Origin of the sequence: Paracoccus limosus (genome assembly GCF_009711185.1) — a bacterium.
Taxonomy (GTDB): Bacteria; Pseudomonadota; Alphaproteobacteria; order Rhodobacterales; family Rhodobacteraceae; genus Paracoccus; species Paracoccus limosus.
This window is the reverse complement of sequence record NZ_WMIF01000032.1, coordinates 16,584-38,193: the sequence shown is the minus strand read 5'-3', so window position 1 is coordinate 38,193 and position 21,610 is coordinate 16,584. Positions and strand designations below refer to the sequence as shown.

The 21,610-nt window shown below is 68.0% G+C and carries 18 protein-coding genes and 1 tRNA gene; 16 read left to right on the top strand and 3 right to left on the bottom strand.

What is annotated here, in order from left to right; genetic code table 11:
* The coding region (locus GL279_RS19295; RefSeq protein ID WP_211371352.1) for a hypothetical protein at positions 1-320 on the top strand (320 nt) is incomplete at its 5' end.
* 77 nt (positions 321-397) lie between these two features.
* On the opposite strand, the gene GL279_RS16805 is transcribed toward GL279_RS19295, so the two are convergent.
* Positions 398-472: transfer RNA gene (locus GL279_RS16805), tRNA-Thr, on the bottom strand.
* 133 nt (positions 473-605) lie between these two features.
* Between GL279_RS16805 and GL279_RS16800 the strand changes: the two genes are divergently transcribed.
* The 7 genes from GL279_RS16800 (at position 606) to GL279_RS16770 (ending at position 5,631) form a co-directional block, all read left to right on the top strand.
* Complete coding sequence (locus GL279_RS16800; protein ID WP_155065783.1) at positions 606-812, top strand: hypothetical protein; 207 nt, start codon at positions 606-608, stop codon at positions 810-812.
* Complete coding sequence (gene murA, locus GL279_RS16795) at positions 813-2,096, top strand: UDP-N-acetylglucosamine 1-carboxyvinyltransferase (protein WP_155065782.1); 1,284 nt, start codon at positions 813-815, stop codon at positions 2,094-2,096.
* Positions 2,089-2,568 carry a DUF2948 family protein gene (locus GL279_RS16790; protein ID WP_155065781.1) on the top strand — a complete coding sequence of 160 codons (480 nt, stop codon included), beginning with the start codon at positions 2,089-2,091 and terminating at the stop codon, positions 2,566-2,568. The genes murA and GL279_RS16790 overlap by 8 nt, the downstream gene beginning before the upstream one ends.
* Before the next feature lie 210 nt (positions 2,569-2,778).
* Positions 2,779-4,083: a histidinol dehydrogenase gene (gene hisD, locus GL279_RS16785; RefSeq protein WP_155065780.1), complete on the top strand. Its 1,305-nt coding sequence runs from the start codon at positions 2,779-2,781 to the stop codon at positions 4,081-4,083.
* Entirely contained in the window at positions 4,083-4,574 is a 492-nt protein-coding gene (locus tag GL279_RS16780) for a UPF0262 family protein (RefSeq protein ID WP_425495613.1), read from the top strand. Before hisD ends, GL279_RS16780 begins: the two co-directional genes overlap by 1 nt.
* Before the next feature lie 3 nt (positions 4,575-4,577).
* On the top strand, positions 4,578-5,036 hold the full coding sequence (locus GL279_RS16775; protein WP_343039838.1) for an arsenate-mycothiol transferase ArsC: 459 nt from the start codon (positions 4,578-4,580) through the stop codon (positions 5,034-5,036).
* 97 nt (positions 5,037-5,133) lie between these two features.
* Positions 5,134-5,631, top strand: coding sequence for a PAS domain-containing protein (locus tag GL279_RS16770; protein ID WP_155065778.1), 498 nt, complete (start codon positions 5,134-5,136; stop codon positions 5,629-5,631).
* A 687-nt stretch (positions 5,632-6,318) separates the two neighbouring features.
* On the opposite strand, the gene edd is transcribed toward GL279_RS16770, so the two are convergent.
* Positions 6,319-8,121, bottom strand: a complete 1,803-nt coding sequence (gene edd, locus GL279_RS16765; RefSeq protein ID WP_155065777.1) for a phosphogluconate dehydratase — start codon at positions 8,119-8,121, stop codon at positions 6,319-6,321.
* A 115-nt stretch (positions 8,122-8,236) separates the two neighbouring features.
* On the opposite strand from edd, the gene GL279_RS16760 reads away from it, so the two are divergent.
* The 6 genes from GL279_RS16760 (at position 8,237) to GL279_RS16735 (ending at position 15,261) form a co-directional block, all read left to right on the top strand.
* Entirely contained in the window at positions 8,237-9,433 is a 1,197-nt protein-coding gene (locus GL279_RS16760; RefSeq protein ID WP_155065776.1) for an RSP_2647 family RNA methyltransferase, read from the top strand.
* The gene (locus tag GL279_RS16755; RefSeq protein ID WP_155065775.1) at positions 9,430-9,981 is read left to right on the top strand and encodes an RSP_2648 family PIN domain-containing protein; all 552 of its coding nucleotides are present in this window, start codon (positions 9,430-9,432) and stop codon (positions 9,979-9,981) included. The genes GL279_RS16760 and GL279_RS16755 overlap by 4 nt, the downstream gene beginning before the upstream one ends.
* A gap of 50 nt (positions 9,982-10,031) precedes the next feature.
* Complete coding sequence (gene zwf / locus GL279_RS16750) at positions 10,032-11,483, top strand: glucose-6-phosphate dehydrogenase (RefSeq protein WP_155065774.1); 1,452 nt, start codon at positions 10,032-10,034, stop codon at positions 11,481-11,483.
* A 2-nt stretch (positions 11,484-11,485) separates the two neighbouring features.
* On the top strand, positions 11,486-12,157 hold the full coding sequence (gene pgl / locus GL279_RS16745) for a 6-phosphogluconolactonase (protein WP_211371353.1): 672 nt from the start codon (positions 11,486-11,488) through the stop codon (positions 12,155-12,157).
* Between the two features lie 17 nt (positions 12,158-12,174).
* Positions 12,175-13,779, top strand: coding sequence for a glucose-6-phosphate isomerase (pgi, locus tag GL279_RS16740; RefSeq protein WP_155065772.1), 1,605 nt, complete (start codon positions 12,175-12,177; stop codon positions 13,777-13,779).
* A gap of 195 nt (positions 13,780-13,974) precedes the next feature.
* Complete coding sequence (locus GL279_RS16735) at positions 13,975-15,261, top strand: O-acetylhomoserine aminocarboxypropyltransferase/cysteine synthase family protein (protein WP_155065771.1); 1,287 nt, start codon at positions 13,975-13,977, stop codon at positions 15,259-15,261.
* A 67-nt stretch (positions 15,262-15,328) separates the two neighbouring features.
* On the opposite strand, the gene GL279_RS16730 is transcribed toward GL279_RS16735, so the two are convergent.
* Positions 15,329-16,150: an SIMPL domain-containing protein gene (locus tag GL279_RS16730; protein ID WP_155065770.1), complete on the bottom strand. Its 822-nt coding sequence runs from the start codon at positions 16,148-16,150 to the stop codon at positions 15,329-15,331.
* Between the two features lie 195 nt (positions 16,151-16,345).
* Between GL279_RS16730 and GL279_RS16725 the strand changes: the two genes are divergently transcribed.
* Entirely contained in the window at positions 16,346-19,666 is a 3,321-nt protein-coding gene (locus tag GL279_RS16725; RefSeq protein WP_155065769.1) for a hypothetical protein, read from the top strand.
* Positions 19,667-21,583, top strand: a complete 1,917-nt coding sequence (locus GL279_RS16720; RefSeq protein ID WP_155065768.1) for a cation:proton antiporter domain-containing protein — start codon at positions 19,667-19,669, stop codon at positions 21,581-21,583. It begins immediately after the preceding gene.
* Positions 21,584-21,610 lie beyond the last annotated feature (27 nt).

The following is a 21,610-nucleotide window of genomic DNA, read 5'->3' as shown; positions in this document are numbered from 1 at the left end:
TCAGCATCCCGTGCTCGGCCTCCGATAATCATCGAAGGCACAATGGACCCAACCCCCGGTCGGTGGGGTCCCTTTTGGACGCCGATCACCCCAGAAGCGGGGTCCTTATTGCAAGCCGTTCAACAGAATCCGTCTGGTGCGATTCAAACGCAGGGGCCTGCTACATCGTAACCGTTCGGCCCGGGCTCTGGGCGCCAGACCTCCGCTGGGCAATCGCCGACGCGGTGATGGAGGCGGGCGGCGGCCACAACGGCATCAGGGTCGAGGCTGATGGTGGCAACGGCTGCGACATCGACCCGGACTGGGGCGAGCCCTTCTGAGTCGCTGGGGGTAACGCGGGGTAACAGCCAGCAGCCGCCACCATCTCCACCTAACCACTTGATTTTCTTGGGGAGGATGGTGCTGTGAGAGAGGATTGAACTCTCGACCTCTCCCTTACCAAGGGAGTGCTCTACCACTGAGCTACCACAGCATCGTGGGCGGGGCTTTAGACCGGGCTTCGGGCGGGCGCAAGAGGTAAGTTGGAAAAAACTGCGCTCATGGCCATCGGCGGCATCGGGCGGCAGCTTCTGGACGCAATCTTCGGATGCGGTTAACAGGGAAGCATGACCAGAAAAGCGGGCAAGGCGGATTCTACTGACGGGCGCGAAGCGCGCCTGAAGGCTGCCCTGCGCGCCAATCTGGCCCGGCGCAAGGCTCAGGGCCGTGCACGCGCGGGGGCACAGGACGACCAGCCAGATAACGAGCAGCCAGATGACGGGGGGCAGGGGCAGGGCGACCCCGCAGGCCGAACCCGCGACAACGAGGACTAAATGGATCAGATCATCGTAAGGGGGAACGGGCCGCTCAAGGGCGAGATCCCGATCGCCGGTGCCAAGAACGCCTGCCTGACGCTCATGCCGGCGACGCTGCTGACGGACCAGCCGCTGACGCTGACCAATGCGCCGCGGCTCTCGGACATCCGCACGATGACCGACCTGCTGCAATCGCTGGGGGCCGAGGTTGCCAGCCTGCAAGGCGGCGAGGTGCTGGCGCTATCGAGCCACGATCTGACCAGCCACACCGCGAATTATGACATTGTGCGCAAGATGCGGGCCTCGATTCTGGTGCTGGGGCCGCTGCTGGCGCGCTATGGCCACGCCGAGGTCTCCCTGCCCGGTGGCTGCGCGATTGGTGCCCGCCCGGTGGACCTGCATCTGAAAGCCTTCGAGGCGATGGGGGCGGAGCTGGACCTGCGCGATGGCTATGTCCATGCCAAGGCGCCGGCCGGAGGGCTGAAAGGTGCGGTGATCGACTTTCCGCTGGTCTCGGTCGGGGCGACGGAAAACGCGCTGCTGGCGGCGACGCTGGCGCGCGGCACCACGGTCATCAACAATGCCGCGCGTGAGCCCGAGATCGTCGATCTGGCGCAATGCCTGCGCCGCATGGGCGCGCAGATCGAGGGCGAGGGCACCTCGACCATCACCGTCGAGGGCGTCACCGCCCTGCATGGTGCGACCCATCCCGTCGTGACCGACCGGATCGAACTGGGCACCTATATGCTGGCCCCTGCGATCTGCGGCGGCGAGGTCGAATGTCTGGGCGGTCGCATCGATCTGGTCGCGGCCTTCTGCGAAAAGCTCGACGAGGCCGGCATCGACGTGACCGAGACCGAGCGCGGGCTGAAGGTTGCGCGCAAGAACGGCCGCGTGCGCGCGGTGGATGTGGTGACCGAACCCTTCCCGGGCTTCCCGACCGATCTGCAGGCGCAGATGATGGCGCTGCTGTGCACGGCCGAGGGCACCTCGGTGCTGGAGGAAAAGATCTTCGAGAACCGCTTCATGCACGCCCCCGAGCTGATCCGCATGGGCGCGCGGATCGAGGTGCATGGCGGGCATGCCACGGTGCATGGCGTCGACAAGCTGCGCGGTGCTCCGGTGATGGCCACCGACCTGCGCGCCTCGGTCAGCCTGATCCTGGCCGGCCTTGCCGCCGAGGGCGAGACCATCGTGAGCCGGGTCTATCACCTTGATCGTGGCTATGAGAAGGTCGTGCGCAAGCTGCGCGGCGTCGGCGCGCAGATCGAACGCATCAAGGAGCCTGCCCATCATGACTGACGCGCGTTTTACCGATGCCGATCCCGCCGCCCTGTCGTTGATGGCAGAGGACGCCGAGGATCTGCTGATCATCTCGTCCTTGGTGCAGGATTCGATCCTGCCAGTGACCGAGATCGCCTATGACCTGCGTCACCGGCAGCTGGCGCTGCTTCTGAACCGCTTTCGCTGGGAGGATGCGGCGGCGGCGCGGCGCGAGGAGCGCGCCTTCGAGCGGGTGCGCGCGGTGCTGCTGATCTCGGACGTGCAGCGGGTGCAAAGCGACGGCATCGACCGGGCCGATACCGATCTGGTGCTGGAACTGCTGAGCCTGCGGTGGCAGCCGGGCGAGGATGGCACCGGGCAGTTGCTGCTGGAGTTCGCCGGCGACGGCACGCTGGCCGTGGATGCCGAATGTCTGAACGTCGAGCTGCGCGACGTGACGCGGCCCTATATCGCCCCCTCGGGCCGTGCGCCGCAACACCCGGACGCATGATGGTCCGGGCGCCCGCACCCTGATCGCCTGACGCGGGATGCGGCCGCCCGGCCTTGCTCTTGGCGGGGCCGTGGGCATCGGGTGCTGTCCAGATCCATCCGTTACCCCATATCGGTCCCGCGCGCCCGGATGCATTTGCCGGGCGCGTGATCGCCGCTTGAGCAGGTCCCGGCCAACCGCTAACAAGGGCCGGACATAACGAGCGTGACCATGCCCCTGCATCTCGATACCACCCAGCCCGATTTCGACCGCCGCTTCACAGAGATGCTTTCGATGAAGCGCGAGGATGCGGCGGATGTGAACGATACCGTGGCCGGGATCATCGCCGAGATCCGCGCGCGCGGCGATGCGGCGCTGATTGAGTTGACCCAGCGCTTTGACCGGCTGTCGCTGGACGCCGCCGGTCTGGCGTTTTCGCGCGACGAGATCGCCGCCCATACCGCCACCGTCTCGGTCGAGGATCGCGCCGCGTTGACCCTCGCGGCCGAGCGTATCCGCGCCTATCACGCCCGCCAGATGCCGCAGGACATGCGCTGGACCGACCCAGAGGGTGCAAGCCTTGGCTGGCGCTTTGGCCCGGTTGCCTCGGCCGGGCTGTATGTGCCGGGCGGACAGGCAAGCTATCCGTCCTCGGTGCTGATGAACGCGATCCCGGCGCGGGTGGCCGGTGTCGGGCGGCTGGTGATCTGCGTGCCGACGCCGGATGGCGTGGTCAATCCGCTGGTGCTGCTGGCGGCAGAACTGGCCGGCGTCGACGAGATCTACCGCGTGGGTGGCGCGCAGGCGATTGCCGCATTGGCCTATGGCACCGAAACCATCCGTCCGGTCGACAAGATCACCGGACCGGGCAACGCCTATGTCGCGGCGGCCAAGCGGCAGGTCTTTGGCCGTGTCGGCATCGACATGATCGCCGGCCCGTCCGAGGTGCTGATCATCGCCCAGGGCGTGCAGGATCCGACCTGGCTGGCGCTGGATCTGCTGGCGCAGGCCGAACATGACGCTGATGCCCAGTCGATCCTGATCACCCCCGACCGCGCCCTTGCCGATGCCGTGGTGGCCGAGGTTGAGCGCCTGTTGCCCACGCTGCCGCGCGCGGCGGTGGCCGGCGCCAGCTGGCGCGAGTTCGGCACCGTCATCCTGACCCGCGATCTGGACGAGGCCGCCGCGCTTTCGGACCGCGCGGCGCCCGAACATCTGGAACTGTGTGTCGACGACCCCGAGGCGCTGGCCGAAAAGACCCATCATGCCGGAGCGATCTTTCTGGGCGGCTGGACCCCCGAGGCGGTCGGCGATTACGTCAGCGGCCCGAACCATGTGCTGCCGACGGCACGCTCGGCCCGGTTCTCGTCGGGGCTTTCGGTGCTGGATTTCCTCAAGCGCACGACGCTGGCGCGGCTGACGCCCGGCGCGCTGGCCGCGATCGGCCCTGCTGCGGTGCGGCTGGCGCAATCCGAGGGGCTTTCGGCACATGGTATGTCGGTTCAGGCCAGACTGGCCGCGTTGAATGGGGAGTGATGATGACCGAAACCACCGACCGGCTGGCCGCCATAACCATCGACGACAGCGCCATGGCGCCGGCGACGCCCGAGGTGGAGCAGGATCGCCGCGTCGCGGTCTTTGACCTGCTGGAAGACAACAGTTTCGCGCTGCCCGGCCGCAATGGCCAGCAGGCTCCGGCTGGCCCCTATGCGCTGTTGCTGGCGATGCGCGACAACCGGCTGGTCTTTGACATCAGCACCGAAGGCGGCGACAAGGTGGGCGAATTCCACCTGTCGATGGGGCCCTTTCGCCAGACGGTCAAGGATTACTTCCAGATCTGCGCCAGCTACGTCGATGCGGTGAAACGCCTGCCCCCGGCCCAGATCGAAGCCATCGACATGGCCCGGCGCGGCATCCACAACGAGGGCGCGCGCACCTTGCAGGAGCGGCTGGAGGGCAAGGCCGAGATCGACATCGACACCTCGCGGCGCCTGTTCACCCTGATCTGTGCGCTGATCCCGGGGTGATTCGTGAGCGGGCAATTTCCGAACTCGATACTGTTCTGCTGCGATCATAACGCCATCCGCTCGCCCATGGCCGAAGGGATGATGAAGAAATTCTACGGTCGCAGCGCCTATGTGCAATCGGCCGGGGTCAAGAACGACATGGAGATCGACGGCTTTGCCATTGCCGTCTGCCAGGAGATCGGGGTCGAGCTGTCGCAGCACCGCTCGCGCTCGTTCGAAGAGATGAAGGAATGGGGCGACGATCTCGGCAGCTTCGATCTGGTGGTGGCGCTGTCGCCCGCCAGCCAGCGTCAGGCCCTTGAATTGACGCGGGTTTCGCATCTTGATGTCGAATATTGGCCGATCATGGACCCGACGGGTCTGGCCGATGGGCGCGAGGCGCGGCTGGCGCTTTATCGCCAGATCCGCGACCAGATCCGCGACCGCATGATCACCCGTTTCGGCCCGCCGCTCGAGGATTGAGGGCGGCGATCAAGGACGGCGGGCGCCGCCCGGGCGCGCTAACCGAATCTTAGGGGATCTGTCCTAGGGTCGGACCAAGCGGTTTCGGAGTGAGCCCATGTCAGATTTCCTTTTTGCAGCCGACGACGGGCTGGAGCGGGCGATGGCCTCGCTGCAGACCCATCGAGCGGTCCTTGCCCTGGACGGGGTGGGGCGGATCGTCGCGATCAACCAATGCTATCTGCGGCTGACCGGCTTTCGACGCGACGAATTGATCGGGCGCCCGGTCTGGGTGCTGTTGGATCTGGGCGAACGCTGCGCCGGCCGGCTCAGCGCGCTGCTGGACCTGCCCGAAAATGGCGAGGCGCATCTGCCCGAGCTTGCGCATGTCACCAAGGCCGGGCGACGGTTTCGCGTCGATGCCCGTGTCTTTGCGGTGCCGGATGGGGACGGGCAGTCGGGGCTGAGCATGGTCTTTGCTCGCGCCGAGGACAGCGGCGGCCTGATCGAGCTGCGCCAGTTCCGCGAGCAGCCCCCGGTCGTGGCCAGCCCGGCGGCGGTGCCGCAGACGGGCCTGCGGCTGGCTCCGGCGGCCGGTCAGCGGCGCGAGCATTGAGGCGAGGGGGCGGCCTTACCCCCAAGCCGACGATCACACTTGACCGGCCCGATTTACGGCTTCGACAATCGGTCGGTCTATCCCACCCATGCGCGAATGATCGCGTCTGTGATCAATAGCACGATGGGATAAAGGATCAGCTTTCGAAGTTCGGCCCACATTTTTTGTGACATTCGGGTATTCTCCAGAGGCGAGATTGCCTTTGGCCAAATTAGGCGCGGCCGGAGAGACGATATATGTTGGCCAACCGGTCGCTCGCTTTTCTGGGATTGGTATTTGGTCCGCCCCAGAGGTGCCGGTTCGCTGGCCTGCAGAGATTGTCACCCGACCTTACGGCGCGGCGCATGGCATCCATTTTGGGGCGGCTTGCGGGGCGATGGGGCTGCCCCGGGGCTGGCCCTTTTGCGGGTGGAGGCCACATGGGCCAGTCCTGAGGCGGTCGTGTGTCAGGGGCGCGGCAGCAGGGGCGGGCGCCCTTCCGTCTGCCAGACGATCTGGCCGGGGCATGTGCGGCAGCGCATGGGGTCAGAATGGGCCACCTCCCGGTCCGGTCGGGATAGCCATCCGATCAGGCTGGGCCCGTCTCCCGATGAGGCCGCGACCGCGTGGAAAACAATCAGCGTTCTTGGGACAACCCGGCCTCGCGGCAGGGCAGGGCGCGCGGATCGAAACCCGCGCGCCGGTTTCTTACACCACCACCGCCGCACCTTCGGTGGCGGCGCTGACATGGGCGCGGAAGGCGCGGAACAACTCGCGGCCCATGCCCTCCGAGGCCGTGGCCGGGTCATATTGCATCGCCTCGCGGTTGGCGAAGTCCTCGGCCAGACATTCCAGCGTGCCGGCCACCGCGTCCAGCCGCACGATGTCGCCATCGCGCAGCCGGGCCAGCGGGCCGCCATTCGCCGCCTCGGGCGAAATATGGATTGCCGCCGGCACCTTGCCCGAGGCGCCCGACATCCGGCCATCCGTCACCAGCGCCACGCGCAGCCCGCGATCCTGCAGCACCGACAGCGTGGGCGTCAGCGAGTGCAGCTCCGGCATGCCATTGGCGCTGGGGCCCTGAAAGCGCACCACGACCACGGTGTCGCTGGTGAACTCACCGCGTTTGAAGGCGGCCTTGACCTCTTCCTGATCGGCAAAGATCCGGGCGGGGGCCTCGATCACATGCCGCTCTGGCGCCACGGCGGATACCTTGATCACGCCGCGACCCAGATTGCCGGCCAGCTGCTTCAGCCCGCCGATCGGGGCAAAGGGATTGCCGGCCGGGCGCAGGATCTTGTCGTTCAGCGTGTCGCGCGCGCCCTCGACCCATTCGATCCGGCCATCGCGCAGCTTGGGCTCTTGCGAGTAACTGTCCAGCCCGCCGCCGGTGATGGTCTTGACGTCGGGATGCAGCAGCCCCGCCTCGAGCAACTGGCCGATCATGTAGCCAAGCCCGCCTGCAGCGTGGAAATGGTTCACATCCGCCAGCCCGTTCGGATAGACCCGCGCCATCAGCGGGACGCTTTCCGACAGGTCGTGGAAGTCCTCCAGATCCAGCAGCACGCCCGCCGCCCGCGCCATCGCGGGCAGGTGCAGCACCAGATTGGTCGAGCCGCCGGTCGACATCAGCCCGACGATGCCGTTGACAAAGGCGCGTTCGTCCAGAACCTCGCCCGCCGGCAGATATTCGTTGCCAAGACGGGTGATGCCGGCGGCGCGCGCCACGGCCGCCACCGTCAGCGCATCGCGCAAAGGCGTGTTCGGATTGACAAAGCTGGAACCCGGCAGGTGCAGGCCCATGAACTCCATCAGCATCTGGTTGGTGTTCGCGGTGCCGTAGAAAGTGCAGGTGCCCGGCGCGTGATAGCTGGCCATCTCGGCGGCCATCAGCGCATCGCGTCCTACTTCGCCGGTGGCGAACTGATTGCGCACCTTGGACTTTTCGTCATTCGGCAGACCCGAAGGCATCGGCCCCGCCGGCACGAACACCGCTGGGATATGGCCAAAGGTTGCCGCTGCGATGATCAGGCCGGGCACGATCTTGTCGCAGACGCCCAGATACAGCGCCGCGTCGAATGTGTCATGCGACAGCGCCACGCCGGAAGCGAGCGCGATCACGTCGCGCGAAAACAGCGACAGCTCCATCCCGGCGCGCCCCTGGGTCACGCCGTCGCACATGGCGGGCACGCCGCCGGCGACCTGGGCCGTGGCGCCCGCCGCATGGGCGGCCTGCCGGATCAGATCGGGGTAGCGCTCATAGGGCTGATGCGCCGAGAGCATGTCGTTATAGGCGGTGACCACACCGATGTTGGGCTTGCGGGTGGTGGCCATGTCCTCTTTGTCGGGCATGGCGGCATAGGCATGGGCCTGGTTGCCGCAGCTCAGATGTGCGCGGCGCGGGCCTTCCTCGGCAGCGCGGGCGATCTTGGACAGATAGGCGGCGCGGCTGGACAGGGATCTTTCGCGAATGCGGTCGGTAACGCGGGCGATGGTGGCGTTGAGTGTCATGGGCTGGCGTCCTCCTGCATCACGATATAAACCGTTAGCGATAACAGTTCAACTGCTGCGGCTTGCCGTGTCCGGTCGCCCGTGTCAATTCTGCCCCGTTCCGCACGAGGCCCGCATGACTGTCGATCTGCCCACCATCCGTCTTCGCCCCAAATCCAAGCCGCAGGCGATTCGCCATGGATTCCCATGGGTCTTTGCCGATGAGGCGGTGACCGACCGCCGCACCCGCGCCATCGAGCCGGGCGGCTTTGCCGTGCTTGAGGATGCCGAGCGCAAGCCGCTGGGGCTCGTGACGGTCAATCCCAATTCCAAGATCATCGCCCGGATGATGGACCAAGATCCCGAGGCAAGCATCGACCGCGCCTGGATCGCCGCCCGGCTGGTGCGCGCGCTGGCGCTGCGCGAGCGGCTGTTCGACAAGCCGTTTTACCGGTTGGTCCATGCCGAGGCCGATGGCCTGCCCGGCACCATCATTGACCGTTTCGGCGATGCTGCCGTGATCCAGCCCAATGCCGCCTGGGCCGAGCGGCTGGTCGGGGATCTGGCGCAGGCGCTGCGCGATGTGACCGGGGTTTCGACCGTGATCCTGAACGGGCAGGGCCGCGCGCGCGGGCTGGAGGGTCTGCCGGAACGCATGGAGGTGCTTTCGGGCGGCGTCGATGTCCCGATCGAGGTGCCGATGAACGGCGCCATCTATCTGGCCGATGTTCTGGGCGGGCAAAAGACCGGCCTGTTCTATGATCAGCGCCCGAATCACGCCTTTGCCCAGCGTCTGGCGCAGGGCGCGCGCGTGCTGGACGTGTTTTCGCATGTCGGCGGCTTTGGTCTTGCGGCGCTGGCCGGCGGTGCCAGCCATGCCACCTGCGTCGACGGCTCGGCTGCGGCGCTGGAACTGGCGCGCGGCGGGGCGCGGGCCATGGGTGCCGAGGACCGGCTGACCACGCGGCAGGGCGATGCCTTCGCCCAGCTTGAGACGCTGGCCGCCGAGGGCGCGCAATTCGACGTGGTGATCTGTGATCCGCCGGCCTTTGCGCCCTCGAAACCCGCGCTCGAGGCGGGGCTGCGCGCTTATGAACGGGTCGCGCGTCTGGCCGCGCCTCTGGTTGCGCCAGGCGGCTATCTGGGCCTGTGTTCGTGCAGCCATGCCGCCGATCTGACCGCCTTTCGCAACGCCAGCGCGCGCGGCATCGGGCGGGGCGGGCGGCGGATGCAGCTTCTGCACAGCGGTCAGGCCGGCCCTGACCATCCGACCCTGCCGCAACTGGCCGAAACCGGCTATCTGAAGGCGCTGTTCTTCCGGCTGGACGGATGAAGGCGGTTCTGGATGCCTGCGTGCTTTACCCGACGGTGCTGCGCGAGATCCTGACCGACAGCGCCGCCGCCGGCCTGTTCCAGCCGGTCTGGTCGCAGCGCATTCTGGACGAATGGCGACTGGCCGCCGCCCGCCACGACCTGCCCGCCGGGGTCGAGATCGCGTTGCTGAACGAACGTTTCCCGGATGCGTCGGTCACCGCGACCGAGGCCGGCCCGGATCTGCCAGACCCCGCCGACCGCCATGTGGTCGCGGCGGCGCTGGCCTCGGGGGCGGGCGTGATCGTGACGGCGAATCTGCGCGATTTCCCGCGCCATGTGCTGGCCCCGCTGGGGCTGCGGGCCGTCCATCCCGATGAATTCCTGCGCGACCTGTTCCTGAGCCATCCCGCCGAAATCCTTGCCGCTGTCGAGGCGACCGAGGCCCGCGCCGCACGCGCCGGCGGCCAGATGACGCGCAAGGAGCTGATCCGCCGCGCCCGTCTGCCGCGTCTGGGCAAGGCGATCACACGGCAGGGAGCTGCGGACGAATCGGAAGGTCAGGGTTGATGTTATCGCTAACAGAGGGTATTCCGGTGCCGAGCGATGAGGAGAATGTGATGGTTTCGCGCATCATTCCTGTTGAAGACTTCGACCTTGTCATCTTCGGTGCGACCGGCGATCTGGCGCATCGCAAGATCCTGCCCGGCCTTTACCGCCGCTATGTCGCCGGCCAGATTCCGGGCACCGCCCAGATCATCGGCGCCGCCCGCACCCAGCAGGATGACGCAGCCTTTCGCGCCGAAGCGCGCGAGGCGATCCGCAAATTCGCCAACAAGGGCGACGACCTGTCCCAGCTTGACGATTTCCTGAACCACCTTGGCTATGTCGCGGTGGACGCGCGCGGTGAGGGCGGCTGGGACGAGCTGAAATCCCGCGTCCGTCCGGGCGTGGTGCATGCCTTCTATTTCTCGGTGGCGCCTTCGCTCTTTGGCGATATCGCCCAGCGGCTGGCCGACAATGGCATCGCCGATGCCGACAGCCGCATCGTGGTGGAAAAGCCCTTTGGCCGCGACCTTGCCTCGGCGCGCGAGCTGAACGCGGTGCTGGCACGGCATTTCGTCGAACAGCAGATCTACCGGATCGACCATTATCTGGGCAAGGAAACCGTCCAGAACCTGATGGCGGTGCGCTTTGCCAACATGTTGTTCGAACCGCTCTGGAACGCGCAATATGTCGATCACGTCCAGATCACCGTGGCCGAGACCGTGGGCGTCGGCGGGCGCGGCGAATATTACGACCATTCGGGCGCGATGCGCGATATGGTGCAGAACCACCTGATGCAGCTTCTGTGCCTGATCGCGATGGAGCCGCCCTATCATTTCGACCCCAATGCGGTGCGCGACGAAAAGCTCAAGGTGATCCGCGCGCTGGAGCCGCTGGAGCCGGGTGATATCGTGCGCGGCCAATATCAGGCCGACAGCGACGGGCCGGGCTATCTGCAGGACGTGGGCAATGCCGATTCGCGCACCGAAAGCTTTGTCGCGCTCAAGGTGCGGATCGCCAACTGGCGCTGGACCGGCACGCCCTTCTATCTGCGCACCGGCAAGAAGCTGCGCGCGCGCACCAGCGAGATCGTGGTGACCTTCAAGGCGCCGCCGCATTCGATCTTTGACACCGAAAACGAACCGCGCTCGAACCAGCTTGTCATCAAGCTGCAACCCAACGAGGGCATGGATCTGACGGTGATGATCAAGGAACCCGGTCCCGGCGGCATGCGCCTTGTGCAGGTGCCGCTGGATATGAGCTTTGCCGACGCGCTGGGCGCCGATGGCACCGACATGCCCGACGCCTATGAGCGGCTGATCATGGATGTGATCCGTGGCAACCAGACGCTGTTCATGCGCGGCGACGAGGTCGAGGCCGCCTGGGCCTGGACCGATCCGATCATCGCCGATTGGGAGGCTGGATCAAAACGCCCCGAGCCCTATGATGCAGGCTCAAGCGGTCCCGAAGAGGCGCTGCGCCTGCTGCACCGCGACAACCGCCGATGGAGGGAGATCCGGTCGTGACCCTGGAGTTCGTCGAATACCCTGACCGCGAGATGCTGGCCCTGTCGCTGGCCGGCAAGATCGCCAGCCAGCTTTCCCAGCACCTGCGCGGCAACGAAACCGCCAGCCTCTGTGTGCCGGGCGGCACCACGCCGGCGCCGGTTTTCGACACGCTCTCGGGCACCGAGCAACTGGACTGGTCGCGGGTCACGGTGTTTCTCAACGACGAGCGCTGGGTCGATGGTGAACATCCGCGCTCGAACAGCCGGCTCTTGCGCCGCCATCTGCTGACCGGCAATGCCGCCGCTGCGGCCTATGTCGATCTCTATACCGGTGCGGCCCGCCCCGAGGATGCCGCTGCGGCGCTGGCCGAAGCGGTCGCCCCGCATCTGCCGATCACCGTGCTGCTGCTTGGCGTGGGCAATGACATGCACACCGCCAGCCTGTTTCCCGGCACGGCGGAAACCGGACTGGCACTGGCGCCCGACGCGCCGCTGGTCATGGCCGTCAACAGCGTTGCGGACGAGCCGCGCATCACCCTGACCGCGCCCGCGCTGCAAAGGGCCATCAACACCCATCTGATGATCACCGGCCCCGACAAGCGCGCCGCGCTTGAGCGGGCGCAAACCCTTGACGCCCGCGACGCGCCGATCCGCGCCTTTCTGGGCGATATCACCGTGCACTGGGCAGAGTAGCAGAGACATTTAGCATCATGACCGATATCTGGAACCGCCTGATCTCCCACCGCCAAGCGCAGGGCGATCTGCGCATCGACGCGCTCTTTGCCGCCGATGCCGGCCGCGCCCGGAACTTTTCCACCGCCGCCGACGGGCTGGTGCTGGACTGGTCCAAGACCCGCATCGACGCCCCGGCGCTGGCGCTGCTGCTGGAGCTGGCCCAGCCGGTGGCCGCGCGGCGCGATGCCATGTTCGGCGGCGAACGCATCAATGAAACCGAGGACCGCGCCGTGCTGCATACCGCGCTGCGCAACCTCGAAGGCTCGGTCGTGGTCGAGGGCCGCGACGTGATGCCCGACGTGCGCGAAACCCACGCCCGGATGCGCGAGTTCGCCGCGCAGGTCCGCGACGGCCGCTTTGCCGGGCAGGGTGGCAAGATCACCGATGTCATCAATATCGGCATCGGCGGCTCGGATCTTGGCCCGGCCATGGCCACGCGGGCGCTGGCGCCGTGGCATGACGGGCCGCGCGTGCATTTCGTCTCGAACGTGGACGGCGCCGATATCGCCGACACGCTCAAGGGGCTCGATCCGGCGACCACGCTGGTCATCGTCGCCTCCAAGACCTTCACCACCATCGAGACGATGACCAATGCCGAAACGGCGCGCAACTGGATGGCGCAGACCGTCTCGCTGCCGGCGGCGCAATTTGCCGCGCTCAGCTCGGCTCAGGGCCGCACCGCGCAATGGGGCATCGACGCCGACCGCGTCTTCGGCTTCGAGGATTGGGTCGGCGGCCGCTATTCGATGTGGGGTCCGATCGGCCTGTCGCTGATGATCGCCATCGGCCCCGAGCAGTTCGAGCGTTTCCTCGCTGGCGGCCTTGCGATGGACAACCACTTCCGCAATGCCCCGCTGGCCGAAAACCTGCCGGTGATTCTGGCGCTGGTGGGCATCTGGCATCATCAGGTCTGCGGCTATGGCACCCGCGCCGTGCTGCCCTATGACAACCGGCTGGCGCGGCTGCCGGCCTATCTGCAGCAGCTCGAAATGGAATCGAACGGCAAGGGCGTGGCCATGGACGGCTCGGACCTGACCGTGCCCTCGGGCCCGGTGGTCTGGGGCGAGCCGGGCACCAACGGCCAGCATGCCTTCTACCAGCTCATCCATCAGGGCACGGCGGTGGTGCCTTGCGAATTCATGATCGCCGCGCGCGGCCATGAACCGGCGCTGGCCCATCACCACCTGCTGCTGATCGCCAATTGCCTCGCCCAGTCCGAAGCCCTGATGCGCGGCCGCTCGCTCGACGAGGCGCGCGCCCTGATGCAGGCCAAGGGCCTTCAGGGCGCCGAGCTGGAACGTCAGGCCCGCCACCGCGTCTTCCCGGGCAACCGGCCCTCGACCACGCTGGTGATGACCGAACTGACCCCCTACACCCTGGGCCAGATCGTCGCGCTCTACGAGCATCGCGTCTTCGTCGAAGGCGTCATCCTCGGCATCAACAGCTTCGACCAATGGGGCGTCGAACTCGGCAAGGAGCTGGCGCTCAAGGTGGCGCCACTGCTTCAGGACGGCAATGCGCCGGGCCATGACGCCTCGACCGAACATCTCGCCGAACTGATCCGCGCCCTGCGCGGCTGACCCGCGAAACCGGCCGCCGCCCACCCTGGGGCGGCGGCCCCTCACGCCGCATCCCATGCGCGGCGCCCATCATTCACCATTTCCCAAATACCCAAATCCGGCCGTGCCACCGGAACGGCGCAGGGAAAATCATCCCCCATTGCCAGTCGCCCCCGCCCGCTCCTAACTTGCGCCCGACAAGGGAAGGAGATCACCATGTCCGATCAATGGGGCTTTGACACCACCGCCATCCATGCCGGGGCCGCCCCCGATCCGGCCACCGGCGCGCGGCAGGTGCCGATCTATCAGACCACCGCCTATGTGTTTCAGGACGCCGCCCATGCCGCCCGGCTCTTCGGCCTGCAAGAGGTGGGCTATATCTATTCGCGCCTGACCAACCCGACGGTGGCCGCGCTGCAATCGCGCGTGGCGGCCCTCGAAGGCGGCGCCGGCGCGGTCTGCTGCTCTTCGGGCCATGCCGCGCAGATCATGGCGCTGTTCCCGCTGATGGGTCCGGGCTGCAACATCATCGCCTCGACCCGGCTTTACGGCGGCACCATCACCCAGTTCAGCCAGACCATCCGCCGCTTTGGCTGGAGCGCGAAATTCGTCGATCTGGATGATCTCAACGCGCTGCGCGCCGCCGCCGATGGCAATACCCGCGCCATCTTCTGCGAATCGATCTCGAATCCCGGCGGCTATGTCACCGACATTCCCGCCGTCGCCCGCGTCGCCGACGAACTGGGCGTGCCGCTGATCGTCGACAACACGCTGGCCACGCCCTATCTGTGCAAACCGATCGAGCTTGGTGCTACGCTGGTCGCGCACAGCCTGACCAAATACATGACCGGCAATGGCACCGTGACCGGCGGCGTCGTGGTCGACAGCGGCAAGTTCGACTGGTCGGCCTCGGACAAGTTTCCCAGCCTGTCGCAGCCCGAACCCGCCTATCACGGCCTCAAGTTCCACGAGACCTTCGGCAACCTCGCCTTTACCTTCCACAGCATCGCCATCGGGCTGCGCGATCTGGGCATGACCATGAACCCGCAGGGCGCGCATTACACCTTGATGGGCATCGAGACGTTGGGCCTGCGGATGGAGCGTCACGTCGCCAATGCCCAGACCGTGGCCGAATGGCTGGAACAGGACCCGCGCGTGGCCTCGGTCACCTATGCCGGGCTCGCCTCATCGCCGTGGAATGCGACCGCGCAGCGGGTCTATCCCAAGGGAGCGGGGGCGCTTTTCACCTTCTCGATAAAGGGCGGCTATGATGCGGCGGTCAAGCTTGTCGACAATCTCAAACTGTTCAGCCATGTCGCGAACCTTGGCGATGCGCGCTCGCTGGTGATCCATTCGGCCTCGACCACGCACAGCCAGCTGACCGATGCGCAAAAGATCGCAGCCGGGGCCGGCCCCGATGTGGTGCGCCTGTCGATCGGCATCGAGGATGCGGGCGACATCATCGCTGATCTGGATCAGGCTCTGGCAGCGGCCAGCGCCTGACCGCACCGGTTCATGAAAACGGCCGGCAGGGCGATCCCTGCCGGCCGTTCTGTTTCATCCGGCCGCGTCAGTTCGCCGGGGGCGGGGGCGGCGGCGCATCCGGGGCCTCGGCGCCCGGCGCGGGCGGCGGGCCTGCGGGCAGCAGGTCGAACACCGCCGAAACCTGCGCCGAGACCGTCAGCTCGCCCGCCTCGACCGGCGTCGAGGCCGCCTTGGCATCCATCGCCGCGCGCATCAGCAGGGGCTGCGGCGCCTCGATCACCGGCGAATCCGACAGCACGCGCAGCGCGCCCAGCCGCATGCCCGCCGCCTCGGCCATCAGCTCGGCCTTGTGGCGCGCATCCGCGACGGCGGCGGCCCGCGCCTCGTCCTGCGCCGCGCCCATGTCCTCGCGCGAAAAGCCGATGCCCGAGATCTCGTTGGCGCCCGAGGCGACCAGCTTGTCGAGCACCTCGCCCAGCTTGGCGATGTCGCGCACCCGCAGGCTGACGCTGTTCTGCGCCACATAGCCTACCAGTTTCGGTGCCTGATTTTCGGGATAGTCCATCTGCGCCGCCAGATTCAGCCCCGAGGTCTGGATGTCGCGCGCCTCGACGCCTTCGGCCTTCAGCGTCTCGATGACCTTTTGCTGCTGGGCGGCGGTCTTGCTCATGGCTTCGGCAGCGGTCGGGGCCTGCGAGCTCACGCCCAGCGTGATGGTGGCGATGTCGGGCTGGGCGACGGCCTGACCCGAGCCGCTGACGGAAAGCCGCGCCGGTTGCGGCGGCATCGGGTGATGCTTGCCATGCGCCTCGGGCGGCGGCGGGGCATCGGGGGCCTGAGCGAACGCCGGCCCGGCCAGCATCAATGCGGCGGCCAGAGGCAGGGCGGTCGAACGGAAACGGGACATTCAGATTTCTCCCTCGGGTGCTGCGGCGGAAGTTGCCGCAGCATGTTGCAGTGCGGCCATATAACCCTCAAAGCGCCTCGCGGCTCCCTCACAATGAGGTGTTCGGCTTTTCACGGGTCGCGTTCTGCGGTAGTCCATAAAAATCAATTTGAATTCGCGCTGCGAGCGCCCGGAAGTGCAAGGCAAAGCCTATAGATGTCGCTTGATTCCGTTACCGAATACGCCCTCTCGTTCAGTGGCGATGCCGTGCATCTGCTCAGCAGGTCCGCCCAGCTGTCGGCGGCAGAGGCGCGGGTGCCCGGCTGGCGGCACCTTGGCTCGGTCGATTTCGAGACGGCGGGCTTTCGCGATGCGCTGAACCAGCTGCGCTGCATGGCGACTGGCGCCGGTCCCGACACCGAGTTGCCGCTGACGCTGGTGATCCCCGACGACCAGATCCTTTACACGACGCTGACCGTGGCGGCCTCGGTCGACCGCGAGCGGGCGGTGGGGCAGGCGCTGGACGGGCTGACGCCCTATCCGATCGGCGAGCTGTCCTTTGACTGGCATGGCGACGGCGACAGTGTGCGCGTCGCGGCGGTGGCGCGTCAGACCCTGCGCGAGGCCCGCGATTTCGCTGCCGAATACGGGTTCCGGGGCGTGGGCTATTGCGCCGACCCGCAAGAGGGCCAGTTCCCCGGCGAGCCGGTCTTCGTGCTGGACGCGCCGCAGCGCAGCCGCGCGGCGGTTGCCCCGGTCGGGGCGGCTGCGATCCCGGTTGCGGCCGATGCGGTTCTGGCCGCCGCAGGCCCGGTCGATGAAATCCCGGCCAAGGCCGTGACAGAAGCCTTGGCCAAGCCGCAAACCGGTGCAGATGCCGCCGAGGCGGCCGAGGACGCCGAAAGCGCGGCTCTCGAAGCCGCCACCGCGCCCGAGGATCTGGCCCTTCCGGCCGATGATCCCGGCGCCAGCGCCCCGGCCGATGCGGCCGCGCCTGAGAACGAGGATAAGGCCGAGCCGGCCTCGGACCCGGACGCCGAGCCGACCGAGGCCAAGGTGGATGCCGGCGTCCCCGAAGCCGAGGTCGAAGCCCCCGCCGAGGCCGCTGCCGAAACCGTCACGGAATCCGCCGCCGAGACTCCGACCACCGAAACCCCGGTGGCCGAGGCGGATGAGGCCACCAAGGACGCCCCCGCCGAACCTGCCGTCGCCAAGCCTGCTGCTGCTGCGCCCGTCGTCCGTCACGCTCCGGCCCGGCCGGGCACGCCCAAGGTCGCGCCTCGGGTCGAGGCGCTGAACCCGCGTGCCCGCGCCCTGCATGATCGCGCCGCCGAGGCCCGCCAGCAGCGCGAAGAGCCTGCCGGCTTCGGCATGGCCGAGCGCCCCGGCGCCAGCGGCCATCGCGGTGGCCTGGCCAGCCTCTTGGGCATGTTGGCGCTGCTGGTCGTCGGGCTGGTGCTGATCTGGGCCTTTGCCGTTCCGGGCGACCGTCCGGCGCAAGTGGTGGCCGTCGATGATGCCGCGCCCGCTTCGGCCACGGCACCCGCCGCTGACAGCGTGCCGCAAACGACTGCCGCGCCCGAAGCCGCCGAAACCGTCGAGCCGGCCCCCGCCGCCGTCCCGGAAACGCAGACCCAGACCGACACCCCGGTCACGGATCCGGCCACGGGCGAAAGCTCGGTGCCGGCCGATACACAACTGGCCGCAGCGGACGACACCATTCCCGATGACGGGCCGATGCCGCAGGTCAAGGCGGTCGAAGAGCCGGTCTCGGCCCTGACCGAGGCTGAACAGCGCCGCGTCGTGATCGCCGCCGCCGCCGTGGCCGCCGCCGTCGTGCCGCCGCATGCGCCCGGTGCCGTCGCCCCGGCCCATCCGGTGACCACGGGCACCGCCACTGATGCCGCGACCGCGCCGCTGCTGGCGACCCGTCCCAATCAGGCGCCGGCGGCCCGCAACACCACGCCTGCCGCAAACGTGCCGGTGGCCACCAGCGCCCCGACCCGTGCGCCCGCCAGCAATGCAGGCAACGCCGCGACCGGCGGGCGGGGCCAATCCGCCCCCAGCCGCGCCGCGATCAATGCCGCCGTGCAAGAGGCCAATGGCGTCGGCGCCGACACGCTGACCCGTTCGGCCCGACCGGGCCTGTCGCCCCGGCGCAGCACGCCCACGACCTCGGTGCCGCGTGCCGACAGCGCGCCGCAACTGCCGGGCGCTGCTCCGGCCAGCACGGGCAAGGCCAGCGGCGCCCGCCCGCCCGCCCGCCGCGCTGCTGCGGCTGGTGCCGGCGCGGCCGCGACCACCCCCGCCGCCGCGCCGCAGGCCAAGCGCCCGCCGCAGCGTCCCGAGGGCTCGGTCCCTGATACGCTGGGCGATCAGCTGCTGGATGCCGGCGAACAGCGCCAGCTGGACGGGCTGATCCTTGACCTGCGCCGGCATGGGCTGGCCATGGCCGCGCCGGGCACGCCGCAGCGGCTGGCCGATGCCCGGCCCTCGCGCAAGCCCCGGCATGAGGCCACCGCCAGCGACGCCGTCTCCTCTTCGGCGGTCGAGGCGGCGCTGAAATCGGCAACCACGCCACCACCCAACAAGGGAGCAGAGACCAGCTCGGCCGCTGCCAAGCCCGCCCGGGATTCGGGCGGGCTTTTGCGTGGCTCGAACCGCCCGGCCGCCCGGCCCGGCTCGGCTCAGGCCAGCGCGGCGAAATCGGACGGCGGCAAGGCCGAGGCCAAGGCAGACAGCAAGGCCGAGGCCAAATCCGGCGGCAAGACCGCTGGCGGCGCCGGCCTGTCGGCCGCGGCGGTCGAGGAAGCCATCGCCGCCGCCGTCGATGCCTCGCCCGCCACGCCGGGCGGGGTGCAACTGTCGTCGCTGCGTTCCTCGCCGCTGCCGCCCCGGCGCAGCGACGCCGGGCCCGCCAGCGCAGCCGCCCCCGCCGTCAGTTTGGCCGCCAGCCCCCGCTCGCCCAGTGCGATCCTGCCCGAGGCCCCCGCCGCCACGCCCGAACCGCCTGCGGCCGCTGCCACCGCGCCGGGCCCCAGCGAGGCCGAGATCGCCGCCCGTCGCGCGCTTGATGAGCAATTGCAGGCCCAGGCCGAGGCGCGCATCCGCGCCCGCGCCGCCGCCGATGCCGCTGCCGAAGCGCAGGCCCGTGCCCAGGCCGAGGCCCGTGCCCGCGCGCAGGCCGCCGCCGAGGAACGCGCCGCGCTGGCCAACCGGCAAACCTACAAGCCGCCAGAGATCGACGACGAGCCCGAACTGGCCGGCGCCGGCGCGCGCGGCGGTGTCACGGCGGCCAATGTTGCCCGCAGCGCCACGCAATCACGTGGCATCGACATGCGCCGCACCACGATCATCGGTATCATCGGCGCCGGACAGGCCAGCCGGGCGCTGATCCGGTTGCGCAGCGGCAAGGTCGTGACCGTGCGTCTGGGTGACCGCATCGACGGCGGCACCATCAATTCGATCGGCGATGGCCGGCTGACCTATGTCAAGGCGGGGCAGGTGCGCGAACTGCGGATGCTGGACGGCCGCTAGATGGAATCCTTCCTGCCGGTCGCAACCGTCTACCTGCTGACCATGGTGATCGCAGTGCCGCTCTCGGCCCGGCTGGGGCTGGGCTCGGTCCTGGGCTATCTGATCTCGGGCATCCTGATCGGCCCGGTGCTGGGGCTGGCCGGGTCCGAGGGCGAGATGGCCGATTTGCAGCATTTCGCCGAATTCGGCGTGGTGATGATGCTGTTCCTGATCGGGCTGGAGCTTGAGCCCCGCGCGCTGTGGCAGATGCGCCAGCGGCTGGTTGGGCTGGCCGGCATGCAGATCCTTGGCACCATCGCGCTGCTGACGCCCATCGCCATGCTGATGAACCAGACATGGCAGGTGGCGCTGACGCTGGGCATGATCCTGTCGCTCAGCTCGACCGCCATCGTCTTGCAGACCCTATCCGAGAAGTCGCTGATGCAGACGGCGGGCGGGCGCAGCGCCTTTGCCGTGCTGCTGACGCAGGACATCGCGGTGATCCCGATGATCGCGCTGATGCCGCTTCTGGCCAGCCGGGCGATGGTCGGCGCCGAGGAGCATGGCGGCGCCGCCTTCATGCACACGCTGCCGGGTTGGGCCACGGCGCTGGTGACGCTGGGTGCTGTGGCGGTGGTGATCCTGATGGGGCAATATCTGATCCGTCCGGTGTTTCGCTATGTCTATGCCGCGCGGCTGAACGAGCTGGACACCGCGCTGGCGCTGCTGATCGTGGTGGGCATCGCCTCGCTGATGGAAAGCGTGGGGCTGTCGCCCGCGCTTGGCACTTTCTTGGCCGGGGTGATGCTGGCCGGGTCCGAGTTCCGCCATGAGCTTGAAGGCCAGATCGCGCCCTTCAAGGGGCTGCTTCTGGGCCTGTTCTTCATCACCGTCGGCGCCGGGATGAATTTCGGCATGGTGTTTGACCGGCCCGTGCTGGTTCTGGGCGTGACCGTGCTGGTCATCGCCATCAAGGCGCTGGTGCTGCATCTGGTGGCCCGCGTCACCGGGTTGACCGGGCGCGATCGGACGCTGTTCACCCTGTCGCTGGCGCAGGCGGGCGAATTCGGGTTTGTCCTGATCTCTTACGCCGTGTCGCTGGCCATCCTGCCGCGGGCGCTGGCGCAAGGCATGCTGCTGGTCATCGCGCTGTCGATGCTGGCCACGCCGCTGCTGTTCATCCTTGCCGATTTCATCTCGCGCCGTCTGGCCGAGGAACGCGCCAGCGTGCCGCCCTATGAGGTTCCCGAACGCCAGCTGATCATCATCGCGGGCGTCGGGCGCTTTGGTCAGGTGGTGAACCGGCTGGTCACCATGTCGGGCTTTCAGACCACGGTTCTGGACACCGACCTTGAGGTGATCCAGCTGATGCGCCGCTTTGGCTTCAAGGGCTATTTCGGCGATCCGACCCGGCCCGAGATCCTGACCGCCGCCGGGCTCGACAAGGCGCGCATCCTTGTCGCCGCGCTGGACGACCCCGAGGCGAACCTGCGGCTGATTCGCTATGCCAGGGAAAAACGTCCCGACATTGTCATCATCGCCCGCGCCCGCGACCGGGTGAACGTGTTCCAGCTTTATGACGCAAAGGCCGATCATATCGTGCGCGAGACCTTCGACAGCTCGCTGCGCGCCGGGCGGTATGTGCTGGAACATCTGGGCCTTTCGGATTACGAGGCGGCCGAGCTGGAAAAGATCTTTTACAAGATGGACCGCGCCAGCCTGCGGCAACTGGCCGAGGTCTGGAAACCCGGCGTGCCCTTGCAGGACAACCCCGATTATGTCCGCCTGAGCCGCGAACTGAACCGGCAACTGGAAAACGCGCTGGCCGAGCGCTTTGCCCATGGTCCCAGTGCCGGCCCCATCGACCCCGACGAGGATGAGGACGAGGCCCCCGAGCACGGCTTGCCGCCGGCCCCCGGCCGCTCGGTCGGGCGCTAGCGGCTTGCGAGACGCGGCCCAAGCGCC

Excerpts from the sequence above, each read along its gene's own strand:
- GL279_RS16730 (WP_155065770.1), bottom strand. The coding sequence starts at position 16,150 with ATGTCCCGTTTCCGTTCGACCGCCCTGCCTCTGGCCGCCGCATTGATG.
- hisD (WP_155065780.1), top strand. The coding sequence starts at position 2,779 with ATGCCCCTGCATCTCGATACCACCCAGCCCGATTTCGACCGCCGCTTC.
- edd (WP_155065777.1), bottom strand. The coding sequence starts at position 8,121 with ATGACACTCAACGCCACCATCGCCCGCGTTACCGACCGCATTCGCGAA.
- GL279_RS16770 (WP_155065778.1), top strand. The coding sequence starts at position 5,134 with ATGTCAGATTTCCTTTTTGCAGCCGACGACGGGCTGGAGCGGGCGATG.
- GL279_RS16800 (WP_155065783.1), top strand. The coding sequence starts at position 606 with ATGACCAGAAAAGCGGGCAAGGCGGATTCTACTGACGGGCGCGAAGCG.
- GL279_RS16780 (WP_425495613.1), top strand. The coding sequence starts at position 4,083 with ATGATGACCGAAACCACCGACCGGCTGGCCGCCATAACCATCGACGAC.
- GL279_RS16760 (WP_155065776.1), top strand. The coding sequence starts at position 8,237 with ATGACTGTCGATCTGCCCACCATCCGTCTTCGCCCCAAATCCAAGCCG.
- murA (WP_155065782.1), top strand. The coding sequence starts at position 813 with ATGGATCAGATCATCGTAAGGGGGAACGGGCCGCTCAAGGGCGAGATC.
- GL279_RS16755 (WP_155065775.1), top strand. The coding sequence starts at position 9,430 with ATGAAGGCGGTTCTGGATGCCTGCGTGCTTTACCCGACGGTGCTGCGC.
- zwf (WP_155065774.1), top strand. The coding sequence starts at position 10,032 with ATGGTTTCGCGCATCATTCCTGTTGAAGACTTCGACCTTGTCATCTTC.
- pgi (WP_155065772.1), top strand. The coding sequence starts at position 12,175 with ATGACCGATATCTGGAACCGCCTGATCTCCCACCGCCAAGCGCAGGGC.
- GL279_RS16720 (WP_155065768.1), top strand. The coding sequence starts at position 19,667 with ATGGAATCCTTCCTGCCGGTCGCAACCGTCTACCTGCTGACCATGGTG.
- GL279_RS16790 (WP_155065781.1), top strand. The coding sequence starts at position 2,089 with ATGACTGACGCGCGTTTTACCGATGCCGATCCCGCCGCCCTGTCGTTG.
- GL279_RS16725 (WP_155065769.1), top strand. The coding sequence starts at position 16,346 with ATGTCGCTTGATTCCGTTACCGAATACGCCCTCTCGTTCAGTGGCGAT.
- GL279_RS16735 (WP_155065771.1), top strand. The coding sequence starts at position 13,975 with ATGTCCGATCAATGGGGCTTTGACACCACCGCCATCCATGCCGGGGCC.